Consider the following 12,697-nt stretch of genomic DNA (forward strand, 5'->3'; position numbering starts at 1 on the left):
ATGATGTGGAGGTCGGCCGACCGTTCCAGCGACTGGCTTCGCCCGAAGGGGAAGGTCCGCGGATGGACGCGATGAGAAAGGAGGACTCATGAGTGGTTTCTCGGCAATCGCCACGTCCGGGCACCTGCTGCTGGCCGTGCTCGTCTCGGCCTTGGCTGGGCTGGTCTCCTTTGCCTCTCCGTGCGTCGTCCCGCTCGTGCCCGGATACCTGTCCTACCTCGCGGCGCTGGTCGGTGTCGATGACGAGGCACGCGCCCGAACCCGTCGCGGGATCCGGCTGCGAGTGGCGGGAGCCGCGGGGTTGTTCGTCGCCGGCTTCACGGCCGTTTTCCTCGTCGGCACCGTTGCGATTCTGGGTTTGACGACGACCGTCATCGCCAACGGTCTGCTGTTGCAACGCATCGGCGGTGTCGTCACCATCGTGATGGGCTTGGTGTTCATGGGGTTCTTCCCCGCCCTGCAGCGCGACACGCGTTTGACGCCCATGTCGGTGTCCACCCTGGGGGGTGCCCCTCTGCTCGGTGCCATCTTCGGTTTGGGCTGGACTCCGTGTTTGGGACCGACCCTGACCGGTGTCATCGCCGTAGCGTCCGCCACCGAGGGTCCGAACGTCCCGCGCGGCGTTGTGCTGGTCATCGCCTACTGCCTGGGCCTTGGCGTTCCGTTCGTTCTGTTGGCGGTGGCCTCGGGGCGCGCAGTCGGAGCTCTGGGATGGTTGCGAAGAAACACCCGGCGGATCCAGATCTTCGGCGGTGTGCTTCTCGTCGTAGTAGGCGTTGCCCTGGTGACCGGGCTGTGGAACGAGATGGTTTCATGGGTGCGCGACGTGTTCGTCAGCAACACCACGCTTCCGATATGACGAGCGAACTCGTATTCGGCTGTCCAGCAGACGCTCACCGATACCGACGCGATCATCGGCGCTCGACCGCGGGAACGGGGTGGTGGAGGTGATGGCCTCTACGGCTGCTACGACGCGTCGGCTGGTTTTCGCTGTGCTGCTCGCCGTCGCATCGGTGGCAGGCGTCACCGCGGCGTGCATCGCCGCCGTTGGTCTGGCCGACGCGCTTGCGGTAACCGGGTTAAGTGATCCGGGTCCGATCACCACCTACGGGCTGTCCTTCTTCCGCGCCGCCGGCGAGATCGCCGCGATGGTGGCGATCGGACACTTCCTGTTCGCCGCCTTTCTCGTTCCCCCGCAAGCAGGTGGCGTGCTCGACGCCGACGGATACCGAGCGCTTCGGATCGGTGCTGTCGCGTGCGCGATGTGGGCGGTGTGCGCTGCGCTACTGGTGGGGTTGACGGTCTCCGATGTGTCCGGTGTGCCGTTGACCCAACTGACACCCCTCGACGTGTGGTCGGCCGCCGGACTCGTCGAAACCACAGCGGCGTGGCGCACCACGTCGATCTTGGCTGCGGTCGTCGCCGGGACGGGTCTGGCCGTACTGCGGTGGTCGTGGACGCCTGGTCTGTTGATCGGCGGACTCGTCACACTGGTGCCGCTCGCCGTCACTGGACACTCCTCGTCGGGGGGTGCCCACGACATCGCGACCAACAGCCTGTTCATTCACCTGATTGCCGGGTCCTTGTGGGCGGGTGGGCTGTTAGCGCTACTCGGCCATGCGATTCGCGGCGGCCGCCACACCGACGTCGCAGCCCGGCGCTTCTCACGCCTGGCGCTGTGGTGCTTCGCCGCGATGGCTGCCAGTGGAATCATCAACGCGGCGGTCCGGATCCAACCGACGGACGTCTGGAGCAGCACCTACGGACTCCTGATCGTGGGAAAGGCGGCGGCACTCACGGGCCTCGGCGTCATCGGCTGGCGCCAGCGACGGTCGTCGATCATCGCGCTACAGCGCGATCCGGCGTCGCGTCGGCCGCTCGTGTGGCTCGGGTTCACCGAAGCCACCCTCTTCGGCCTTGCAGTCGGCGTCGCGGTGGGTCTCGGTCGCACTCCACCACCCCAGCCGACTGGAGAGCCCTCCCCGGCCGAACTTGCCCTCGGTTTCGACCTTGCCGAGCCGCCGACGATCACGTCGGTGTTCTTCGAATGGCGTGTCGACGTGATCTTCGGCGCGGCGGCCGTAGCCATGACGTGGATCTACCTGGCTGCGGTACTTCGGCTGAAACGTCGAGGTCGCCCGTGGTCGGCGCGACGCACGGCATGCTGGGTATTCGGTTGCCTGATAGTACTCTTCGCCACCTCGTCCGGGCTCGGCATGTACATGACGGCGATGTTCAGCATGCACGCCGTTGTTCAACTCCTTCTCACGATCGTGGCTCCGGCGTTACTCGTCCACGGCGCGCCCGTCACGCTCGCGCTACAGACACTGCGTGCCGCCGGGTACGACGCTGCATCCGGTCCGCGAGAATGGCTGGAGAGCGCGTTGCACTCCCCGGTGATCCGCACCATCACCCAACCCTGGACGGCCCTAGGCGTATTCGCGGTCGGCGTCATCGGACTATCACTCCCGGCCGTCTTCGAGATCGCAATCAGCGACCACGCCGCACACATGGCCATGATCGGCTACTTCCTGTGCAGCGGAATACTGCTATTCGCTGGAGGAAGCGGTGGTGGCGAACCGGTGCCCACACCCCGTCGGGTCCAGATGCCGCTTGTCGCGTCGGCGCTCTACGCTCTCGTCGGGATTGTGGTGATGAACATGCAGAACGTTCTCGGTGACGCCTTCTACCGCTCTCTGAAACTCGACTGGCGTATGGATCTGCTCAGCGACCAGAGACTGGGAGGCCAGATCAATGCAGCCGGTGGTGTTCTGGCTGTTTTGACTGTCATCGCAATCCTGCTCGTGCAGCGCTACCGGCCGTCCCGCAAGGCAGGGACGATACCGGCGCCGGGACTCGACTCGTGATAAGGCGGTTAGCTGTCGCCATCGCGGCCTGCGTGGCACTGGCTATGGGGTTGAACGCCTGCAGTAGCACGGCGCCGCAGGATCGCCTTGTGCCGTCGACGCGTGGCGCCGGCATCCACAACGACGCGGATGTCGCGTTTCTTCAGCAGATGATCCCGCACCATGCCCAAGCCGTTGAGTTGTCCGATCTTCTCCTGACCAAGCCGGCAGCAGACCCACAGGTCGTCGCTCAAGCCGTGTCCATCAGAATCGCGCAAGCATCGGAGATCGACATGATGCGTGGTTGGTTGACGACCTGGGGTATCGACCTCGCGGCCATGCCGCAGAGTCACGCGCCGGGCTGCGGCATGGTCTCGTCCGCTGAACTCGCGGCCTTGAACGACGCCGAGGGCAACGCGGCCGACCGGTTGTATCTCGAGTTGATGATCACTCACCACGAAGGGGCGATCGCGATGGCGCGGACCGAGGCCGACTCTGGACAGAGCAGTTACGCAATGGACTTCGCGCAGGGGATCATGTCATCTCAGCAACGCGAGATCGACGTGATGCGAACGATGTTGACACCCGACATCACCGTCAACACCTCCCCGTCGTGTTAGCGCTGGCGGAGGCCGCCCCTGGGCTGGGGTGGACAGCCGGTTAAGACTGCTCATTCAAGGATTGCTGAACCGCCGCCGAAAACTCCTCAAAAGTCCTGAAATCCACTTCGTTCCCATCGAGGAAGAAGGTCGGCGTGCCTCGAACGCCGAGTGCCTTGCCATCGGCGACGTCCAGGTTGACACGGTCGAGCGTCGCCGGGTCGTTGTACGCGGCATCGAAGGCGGCCACGTCGAGCCCGAGTTCGGTCGCGAACCCGCGGAACATCGAGTCAGCCGGCGTCCGCTGTTCGCCCCACTGGCTCTGGGTCTCGTACATCTTCTTGTACATGGGTTCGAACTTGTCCTGCTGGGCAGCCGACTCGACTGCACGCGCCGCACGCTCCGCGTTGAAATGAGACTGAATGGGGAAGTAGCGGATGACGAAGTTGACCCGATCTCCGTACTCGGCTCGCAACTGCTCGACCATCGGGAATGCCGCCCGGCACGCCTCACATTCGAAGTCGAGGAACTCAACCACCGTGACATCGCTGTCCGGCACCGTCGTAAGGCGTCGGCTGTTGTCCCGGACCAGCTGACCCACTTCGCCACCCTCGGCCTGCGCAATGGCAGGGGAGTCCTTGTTCTGCACCGACAGATACACACCACCACCGATGATCAGGGCGATCACCGCGAATGCGGTCAGCAGAATCCTGGAGATAGGTGCCATCTGAAAATTCCTTCGTGAAATCAGCGAACGTCTGTTTGGCGCCGGAGCAGCCACTTACTGCAGCGGTGCCCCACGACGGTCTGTGGTTGCATCGCACAACCGACTATATACGTAGAAAAACCGTAGGTTAGGTGCGACCGGCGCCGCGTCGGACTGCTGACGCGTAGGAGGGTTGGCGAGCGAGACGCCACATTCCCCACCAGGCGACCGGAGCCAGTGCGACGACGCTCCACATGCCCGGTACGTAGCCAACGCCCGCTGGATTGACCCATGGGAAGATCAGGAAGTGCGCCAACTCGGTGAGGCCCATCGAGGCGAAGAACGTCCACGCCAGGTAGCGGCCAAACGGATGGCCGCACCGCATCAGGACGGGTCCGAGCAACCAGGCCCCCGCCGAGATGACGACGAGCAGGACCACCGGCACGGAGGTCACTGCGGGAGTCGGGACGCCGGTCACCGTCGCCAGGAAGGCGAAGAACTCCATCTGCTTTTCCTCGACGCGGTGAATCACGAACAACGACAACGCGATCCAGTACGGCACTCGGACGTCAGCCCAGCCACCGCCGCTCGGCCACACCAGCCACAGCAGCAAGCCGCCGATGAACCCGGCGGTGAAGATCAGCATGGTCGCCAACCCGAGCGCCCAGTAGCCCACGCCCAGTGTCGCGGCCGAAAAGGCCACCGCGACGGCGATCGGCGCCGGCCGGGCGCGGTGTTTCGACTCAGTGGCAGCCACCGCGATGTCCGTCAGCCGCCCATGAGCGGGGCGAGATCGTCGGGAATCGCCATCGGGGTCATGAGACCGGCGCCGACTCGACCGGTGTTGCCCGCCGGATAGCGTCCGGATATCGAGCCCGGCGCGGCGACGATCAAGCGAACGACCTGACCCAGAGCTTCGCGACGATCCCGTTGACGCAGCGCGAGAGACAGCATCGCCGCGTGGTTGCAGGTGTGCAGCCACGGGTCGGGCTGGGACACGATGTGCGCCCGCTCCAGATGCCGCCATCGCTGCTCGGCGGACGGTGCACTCTGCGCCGCGGCCATTTCGCGCCGGTAGATGTCGCGGGCCGCTGCACCGAGCCGGGTCACGACGCCACCGGCCGAGGAGTTCGGAGACCGATCCAATAGTGCTGGGCTGCAGACGTTTCTACAGCCGACGACGATTCGCCCGACGTGACTATCGCGCGGTCGCAACTAGTTCGGTAGATGCGTCGATTCATCGCGTGACTCCTCGGGTTGGACGGGTCGGCAGCATGTGCAGTCCTCGCCGCTGGTATCTCGCTGAGCTGACACCGCCGTTGTGAGCGACTCCGTTGGCGCGCAGCAGGTGTCGCTCAGTTGCGGGGAGGGCGGGAGTGTGACGTGGTGTACCGCGGGTGCAACGTTGTGCAGGGGTGCCCCGCCGGGCAGGGGCTGCGTGCGTGCGGCGCGGATGGCATTGAGGATCACGAACACTTCGGCCACCTCGTGGATGAGCACCACCGTGGCCAATCCGAGAACACCGAAGGCGGCAAGCGGAATCAGGATCGCGATGATCGCCAGCGATAACCCTATGTTCTGCACCATGATCCTACGAGCCCGACGGGCGTGGGTGAGGACCTGGGGGAGGTGACGCAGGTCCTCGCCCATCAGCGCGACGTCTGCGGTTTCGATGGCGACGTCGGTACCCATGGCGCCCATCGCGATGCCGATGTCGGCGGTCGCTAGGGCGGGTGCGTCGTTGACCCCGTCGCCGACCATCGCGATCTTTCGACCGCCGGACAATTCGGGGAGTAGTCGCGCCTTATCCTCCGGCAGCAGGTCGGCGTGCACGGCGGTGATGCCGGCGGCTTCGGCCATTGCATTGGCCGTGCGGGCGTTGTCGCCGGTCAGCATTACGGGCTCGATGCCCAAGTTCCGAAGCTGCCGGATCACCTCGGGGGCTTCGGGCCGTAGTTCGTCACGGACCGCGATCGCAGCAATGACCGTTGCGTCGCGTTCGAGGAGAACCACTGTTGCCCCAGCGGATTGGAGGCGGGTGACGTCGTTGGCGAACTCCCCGGCGGTGATCCAGCCCGGCTTGCCCAGACGAATCGTGGACCCTTTGACGCGGCCGGTGATGCCGTGGCCGGCCTGAGCGGTCACCTCGTCGGCCGCCACGACGTCGGAGCCCGCGGCGCTGATGACGGCTTGCGCGAGAGGGTGCTCGCTGCGGGATTCAACCGCGGATGCGATTTGCAGGGCTTCGGCTTCGGTGACGCCGACAGCGGTCACCGTCTCGACGACCTGCGGGCGGTTCCGAGTGAGTGTGCCGGTCTTGTCGAGGGCGATGACGCTGATGCGTCCGAGTTCTTCGATCGCCGCGCCGCCCTTGACAAGAGCGCCGTGGCGGCTGGCGGCACCGATTGCGGCCACGACGGTCAGGGGCACCGCGATCGCCAGCGCGCATGGTGAGGCCGCGACGAGCACCACCAGCGCGCGTTCGAGCCACAACACCGGATCGCCGAGGAGGGCGCCGATTCCGGCGACTGCTGCGGCGAGAACCAAGATCGTCGGAACGAGGGGGCGGGCAATCCGATCGGCCAGGCGCTGGCCCTCGCCCCTGCGTTCCTGGGCCTGCTCCACGATGTGGACGATGCGCGCCAACGAGCTGTCGGCAGCGGCCGCGGTGACGGTGGCCTCGATGGCCCCGCCGCCGTTGATCGCTCCGGCGTGCACGACGGTGCCCGGTTCGGCTTCGATGGGAACCGATTCTCCGGTGATCGCCGACAGGTCGAGGCTCGTGCGACCTGAGGTGATGACCCCGTCGGTAGCGGAACGGTCTCCAGGCCGCAGAACCATGACGTCGCCGATCACCAATTCATCGGCCGTCACGCCCGTTTCACGGCCGCCTCGGATGACGGTCACCGTAGGTGGCACCAGCGACAGCAGAGCGCGCAGACTCCGACGTGTGCGCGTCACCGCGTAGTGCTCGAGTCCTTCGGCGATCGAGAACAGGATTGCGAGCAGCGCGGCTTCGGCGACTTGTCCGAGAGCGACGGCGCCGATCGCGGCGATCGTCATCAACGTGCCCACTCCGAGGCGGCCGTGCCGAAGATTGCGAACCGCGCCCGGAGCGAACGTTGTGGCACCGGCGGCAACTGCTGCCAATTCGGCTGTCAGGCTGAGTGTTTGAAGGCCACTGCGGTCGAGTGTCCAACCGGCGAGGAGTAAGACCGCCGCCACGGCAGCCAATTGAAGCTCCCGAACACGCCACAACGTGTCTGGGCCAGACTCGACCTCCGCATCGGAGTCATCGCCCCCAGGGCCGCAGCACGCGTCAGACATGGCGAACCTCGGAGGCTCGGCGGCCATCGTGACCGAACACGGCCTCGGTTAGGGCTTTGCCGCGATCGGTGAGTTGATACATCACCATTCGGGCTTGGCGGCGGGACGTCACCAGGCCGGCGATCTTGAGTTGGCGCAGGTGATGCGACACCAGGTTCTGGGATTGACCGACCACCCAGGCCATGTCGCACACACAGAGTTCGTCGCCTTCGAGGAGTGCCGAGGCGATGGTCAGCCGGTTGGGATCACTTAGGGCCCTGGCTGCGGCCGCTAACGGTTCGGCCTCCGGCAGGGACGGCAGCACGGCGCGAATCCGCTCGGCGTGCGGCAAGTCCAGACACAACAGTTCGCAATGATCGATCGGCGGTTCGGCCATCCGTAGATACTAACGTACGTTGATATGTCGTAGTCAAGCTTGGTACATGGATCTACGTAAACGAGCAGTAGGAAACTGATTTTCGACCGGCGTGCCTTCGATCATGGTGCCGGCGGGGCTGACAGGCTGGGCCACGTGAAGGCGCTAGCCACCGGACTCCTCGCGTTGACGGTGCTGATATTCATCCCGCTGCCCGTCGCCAACGCCGACATGGCGCAGCGCATCGCGCAGGCGGACGCTTATCTCGCGTCCCGTCCCGGAACGACCGGCTACGTGATTCGTGACCGGACCACCGGACTGGCTCACCGCAACGAGGCGGCGGGAACCATGATGTGGACCGCGTCGACCATCAAACTCGCAATCGTGGTCGACCTGCTGACACGTGGGCGCGCTGGTCAGATCAGTCTGATTCAGGCCGACAATCAACTGATGGCCGACATGATGCACTCCTCGGACAACGAGGCCGCAGATACGTTATGGGAACGCTACGGCGGACCCGACAACATGGCATTCAACCGCAACTTCCCTATCTACGGTTTGACCAGTCTGAAGGCGCAGCAAGGGTTCAGCCCCACGTACCCCTACTGGGGATTTCAGAAAGCCACGAGCGATGACCTCGATCGCTTGATGAACTACACCCTGACGAAGCTGCCGCCGGCCCAGACCGCGGCCATCGTGTCGGAGATGCAGCACCTCGACCCCAACCAGCAATGGGGAGTGTGGGGAGCGGGCGCGGCCATGACACCCGGCAACAAGAACGGATGGTCACAGGAACAAGGCGGGTGGGTGGTCAACAGCGTCGGTTTCGCCGGTCCTCAACAGCGCTTCACCCTGGCGATCATGAACTCGCTCAACGAGGAGGGCGGTTACGACGATGGCGTGGAGACCACCACACGTCTCGCTCAGATACTGCTGTCGCCCGATTAGCGGGTGGCGTCACCAGGCCCTCGAAACCTGTGCCGGCGTCGACGTAATCGTTTGACCCCCTGCTGTAAAGCAGATGATCCTGCTCCATTCCTTCTCGTGAGATCATGTGCGGCACAAAGCGTCTCAGGCAAAGGGTGCGCACAGTTTGGGCGGGCGGCGCGCACCGCATAGCGCTGGAACCCTACCGGCATTGTCGTCAGCGTGCCCTTGTGCGCCGTTAGCCGCTGACGATCCGTCTTTACCGATTCTTCATCCGACGTCTCGCAGACCCATAAGCGGCGGGGTCAAACTGGTGTGGTGATCGCCAGTCGATCTGGCGGCTTGAGCGCCGATGCGCGCATCCACTTGAGCGATACGGGATTACGAAGGACGCGTATGACGGGCGTTAAGAAGGTCGGGTTGCTGGCTGTCATCGCCGTGGCAGGCACGTTGGCGGTGGGCGCTTGTAGTGATACCACGGCTAGCCATGACATGTCGTCGATGAGCAGCTCGCCTACATCACCTGCGGCGGGCTCCTCGACGTCGGCCGTCCAGCCAGCGCAGGCCCACAACGACGCGGACGTCGCGTTCACGCAGGGCATGATTCCGCACCATCAGCAGGCCGTCGAGATGAGCGACGTGCTGCTGGGCAAGCAGGGCATCGACCCCGAGGTGGTCGCCCTGGCGAACCAGATCAAGGCGGCTCAGGGTCCGGAGATTGCGAAAATGCAGGGCTGGCTTATCGATTGGAAGGTATCACCGACCAATGCCGAAGGGCCGGCGATGTCCGAGATGCCAGGTCACGACATGAGCGGTAGCGGTGGCGGCATGATGTCCGAGGAGGACATGGCGGCACTGCAGAACGCTGAGGGCGGCGCCGCGAGCAAGCTTTTTCTGGAACAGATGATCGAGCACCACAAGGGAGCCATCGCGATGGCCCAGACTGAGGTCGCCGACGGCCAGTTCCCAGCTGCAACGGAGATGGCGCGCTCCATCGTCAGGTCTCAACAGCAGGAGATCGACACCATGCAGGCGATGGTGGCCGCCAAGTGATGCGGCCTTAATGGGCGCGGTGGTTTCGTGCGATCTAGGAACTGACCGGCCGGGTGCTGGTGCGCGGCAGCCCGATCGTTATGGTCGTGCCCGAGCCGACGCCCCTGCTCGCGGCGCAGATGTTCCCGCCGTGTGCTTCGACGAGGGCCTTGGCGATGGCCAGTCCCAGACCCGAACCGCCGTTGTCGCGAGCGCGCGCCGCATCGGCGCGGTAGAGGCGTTCGAAGACATACGGTAGATGGACCGCGGCGATGCCGTCGCCGTCGTCGACTACGCGGATGACGAGTTGGTCGGCCTCAGTGTCGGTGCGCACGTTCACATGACCGTGTGCGGGGGTGTGTCGCAAAGCGTTGTCGAGGATGTTGGTCAGTACTTGACTCAACCTTTGCGGGTCGCCCCGCAGATGGTGATGCGCGGCCGCGAGGTGCGTTGACAGCGATACGCCTTTGAGTTGGTAGCGGTCCGCCACGGCGGCGGTTGTCTTCGTGATCACGTCGGCGACGTCGAGATTGGTGAACGACAGCGAGACTGGACTCTCCTCCGCCTGCGCGAGATCACCGACGTCACCGGCGAACCGGACGAGGCGGCGTGATTGGTTGCGCATCAACGCGGTGGTGTCGGGAGTCAGCGAACGGACGCCGTCCTCAATGGCTTCGAGGCATGCCTCGAGTACGGCCACCGGTGTGCGGATTTCATGGGCGAGGTCACCGAAGAGCTGACGCCGCGTGGTGTCGATGGCCTGGAGTTGAACGGCCATCCGATTGAATGCCCGAGATAACGCGTCGAAATCCTCGCCGAGGTTCTGCGGCGCGACCCGAACGTCGTATCTGCCCTCGGAAACGGCGCTCGCAGCGGCCGCGACCTCGCTCACCGAACGCTGCAACCGGCGGCTGACGTATAGCGACACCACGAATGCGGTGAACGCCGACACCGCCACCGCGCCGCCGACGGAGAACACGGTCGCGTACAGGTAGGCCTCTTCAGCGTGCATCAGTTCGGCCGAACCCGCTGATACGCCCGCTTGACGGAGGTGCTCGCGAAAAAGGGGTGGACCGATAAGGGCGGCGACCACCCACGTGGTGATCGCTCCGGCGAGCAGAACCAGGCTCTGGGCGATGAGCATGCGCACGCCGATGCCTGGCCGGCGACGCGCCGGGTCAACGGTCATCGAGGGCCGCCCATCCGGTACCCGACTCCGCGCACCGTGACGATGAACCGGGGAGCCGCGGGGTCCTCACCGAGTTTGCGGCGCACGTGCCCGACGTGGACGTCGACGAGGTGGTCGTTGCCCACCCAAGGTCCGTCGCGCACGGTCTCGAGCAATCGGCGGCGACTCATCACGACACCGGGGCGTGCGGACAGGGCGGCTAGCAGGTCGAACTCGGTGCGCGTCAGGGGGATTGACTCACCGTCCAAAGACACGTCGCGGCCGGCCAGATCGATGCGTAACGGTCCGAACGTCAGCGGGACAGGAGTTCCTGTGGCGGCAGCGGCCGCGCCTGGCACCGAGCGCGGGCGGCGCAGCATCGCCCGGATCCTGGCGACCAGCTCGCCGGAGCTGAAGGGTTTGGTCACGTAATCGTCGGCTCCCACGCTGAGCCCGACGATGGTGTCCAACTCCGTGTCGCGTGCGGTGAGCATCACGACGTACGCGTCGGAGAAGGTACGGAGCTGACGGCATACCTCCAGCCCGTCAATGCCGGGCAGGCTCAGGTCGAGGATCACGACGTCGGGGTCGTGGTCTCGCGCTAGCGCGACGGCGGCGGGACCGTCGTGCGCGATCCGGGTATCGAAACGTTCTCGATTGAGGTAACTGGCCACGATCCCGGCCAAGGCGACTTCGTCGTCGACGACCAACGCCCGGAACTCCGGCGAGCGGTGGTCGGCGTGCTCTGACGTATCACTCATGACGTTCATGGTGCCGGGTGGAGAGCGCATGCGTTACGAGGCGCGTGGCGGCACGCCGTCGTGAGCGAACCGCGCGAGTAGCACTATTCGATGATGCGTGTGACGTAGGGCGTCATTCCGCCCGTGCGTACCGGTGAGATCTTAACGGGCACGCCGGTTTGTTGGGCTTCGAGCATCTGGCCGTTGCCGAGGTAGATCGCCTCGTGCTGGCTGCCTCCCGGGCCCCAGAACAGTAGATCACCCCGCCGGGCCTGAGACGGCGGCACCTTGCGGCCGGCGTTGTACTGGTCACCGGACCAGCGCGGCAGAAGAATGCCCACACCGGCGAAGGCGTACCGCGTCAGTCCGGAACAGTCGAACCCGACCGTGTTGGCACCCTGGTCGATTCCTCGACTGGGGCCCGTCAGGCTGCCTCCACCCCAGGAGTACGGCACCCCGATTTGAGTGCCCGCGCGACGGATGACGTACTCAATGGCCTGGCTCCCGGCCACGCGGCCCGAGCCGATTGGCAGGGCGCCGGGATCGGCGCCGCCCAATCCCACACTGCGTAGGAAGTTGCGGCCGAGATCCATCGTGGTCTGGGTCGCGAGGGCAGTGGCCCGCAGAGAGGCGTTGGCAATCGCGAGTGGGTCGCCCGGTGCGCCAGCGCTGATGACCTTCGGAAGGCTGGGATCCCAGGTACCGTCACCGGGTTCTGCGACCGCGGGTGCAGGAAAGCCTAGGGCGATTACTGCGACAGCCACCCATATCAGCGTCGTCAGGCGTCGCTGGTGCATCGCGGACACCGCCCTCGCCTTCTTGGTCGTTGGGCCGTCGCTGCGTCAACTCGATCCCGCGGACGACCGCCTGCCACCTCCAACGACCCCGTGCAGGCTGCCTACGTAGAAGCGACGTACGTACTTAACACGTGCAAGCGAACGTAACATCGAATCACGTGTGGCGGCTTACGCCTCTTATCTCACTTCCGTAACAAAAC

General features: G+C 65.2%; 13 protein-coding genes. 5 read left to right on the forward strand and 8 right to left on the reverse strand.

The genetic code is table 11. The features are described 5' to 3' along the window. Positions 1-88: 88 nt before the first annotated feature. The 3 genes from NM203_RS30615 (at position 89) to NM203_RS30625 (ending at position 3,466) form a co-directional block, all read left to right on the forward strand. Positions 89-859, forward strand: a complete 771-nt coding sequence (locus NM203_RS30615) for a cytochrome c biogenesis CcdA family protein (protein ID WP_255064599.1) — start codon at positions 89-91, stop codon at positions 857-859. A 91-nt stretch (positions 860-950) separates the two neighbouring features. Then, positions 951-2,867 (forward strand): bifunctional copper resistance protein CopD/cytochrome c oxidase assembly protein, encoded by a 1,917-nt coding sequence (locus NM203_RS30620; RefSeq protein WP_255064601.1) that lies wholly within the window; start codon positions 951-953, stop codon positions 2,865-2,867. Positions 2,868-2,899: 32 nt separating this feature from the next. Further along, entirely contained in the window at positions 2,900-3,466 is a 567-nt protein-coding gene (locus NM203_RS30625) for a DUF305 domain-containing protein (protein WP_255064603.1), read from the forward strand. A 40-nt stretch (positions 3,467-3,506) separates the two neighbouring features. Here NM203_RS30625 and NM203_RS30630 read toward each other — a convergent pair whose 3' ends face one another. From NM203_RS30630 to NM203_RS30650, 5 genes are all read right to left on the reverse strand, one after another. Next, a complete protein-coding gene (locus NM203_RS30630; protein ID WP_255064604.1) occupies positions 3,507-4,172 on the reverse strand; it encodes a DsbA family protein in 666 nt (221 codons plus the stop codon). Between the two features lie 127 nt (positions 4,173-4,299). Next, positions 4,300-4,908 (reverse strand): hypothetical protein, encoded by a 609-nt coding sequence (locus NM203_RS30635; RefSeq protein ID WP_255064605.1) that lies wholly within the window; start codon positions 4,906-4,908, stop codon positions 4,300-4,302. 11 nt (positions 4,909-4,919) lie between these two features. Continuing rightward, entirely contained in the window at positions 4,920-5,261 is a 342-nt protein-coding gene (locus NM203_RS30640; protein WP_255064606.1) for a DUF3703 domain-containing protein, read from the reverse strand. A 105-nt stretch (positions 5,262-5,366) separates the two neighbouring features. Continuing rightward, complete coding sequence (locus NM203_RS30645; RefSeq protein ID WP_255064607.1) at positions 5,367-7,478, reverse strand: heavy metal translocating P-type ATPase; 2,112 nt, start codon at positions 7,476-7,478, stop codon at positions 5,367-5,369. After that, positions 7,471-7,854, reverse strand: coding sequence for an ArsR/SmtB family transcription factor (locus NM203_RS30650; RefSeq protein WP_255064608.1), 384 nt, complete (start codon positions 7,852-7,854; stop codon positions 7,471-7,473). The genes NM203_RS30645 and NM203_RS30650 overlap by 8 nt, the downstream gene beginning before the upstream one ends. Before the next feature lie 165 nt (positions 7,855-8,019). Here NM203_RS30650 and NM203_RS30655 point away from each other — a divergent pair, with 165 nt between their 5' ends. Both NM203_RS30655 and NM203_RS30660 read left to right on the forward strand, forming a co-directional pair. Next, positions 8,020-8,781 carry a serine hydrolase gene (locus NM203_RS30655; RefSeq protein WP_255064642.1) on the forward strand — a complete coding sequence of 254 codons (762 nt, stop codon included), beginning with the start codon at positions 8,020-8,022 and terminating at the stop codon, positions 8,779-8,781. A gap of 375 nt (positions 8,782-9,156) precedes the next feature. Next, on the forward strand, positions 9,157-9,813 hold the full coding sequence (locus NM203_RS30660; protein ID WP_255064644.1) for a DUF305 domain-containing protein: 657 nt from the start codon (positions 9,157-9,159) through the stop codon (positions 9,811-9,813). A gap of 34 nt (positions 9,814-9,847) precedes the next feature. Here NM203_RS30660 and NM203_RS30665 read toward each other — a convergent pair whose 3' ends face one another. The 3 genes from NM203_RS30665 to ripB form a co-directional block, all read right to left on the reverse strand. Beyond that, complete coding sequence (locus tag NM203_RS30665; RefSeq protein WP_255064609.1) at positions 9,848-10,981, reverse strand: sensor histidine kinase; 1,134 nt, start codon at positions 10,979-10,981, stop codon at positions 9,848-9,850. Continuing rightward, on the reverse strand, positions 10,978-11,730 hold the full coding sequence (locus tag NM203_RS30670) for a response regulator (protein WP_255064610.1): 753 nt from the start codon (positions 11,728-11,730) through the stop codon (positions 10,978-10,980). The genes NM203_RS30665 and NM203_RS30670 overlap by 4 nt, the downstream gene beginning before the upstream one ends. Before the next feature lie 74 nt (positions 11,731-11,804). Continuing rightward, entirely contained in the window at positions 11,805-12,497 is a 693-nt protein-coding gene (gene ripB, locus NM203_RS30675) for an NlpC/P60 family peptidoglycan endopeptidase RipB (protein ID WP_255064645.1), read from the reverse strand. Positions 12,498-12,697: the final 200 nt, after the last annotated feature.

The organism is Mycolicibacterium arenosum (assembly GCF_024320865.1).
Classification (GTDB): Bacteria; Actinomycetota; Actinomycetes; order Mycobacteriales; family Mycobacteriaceae; genus Mycobacterium; species Mycobacterium arenosum.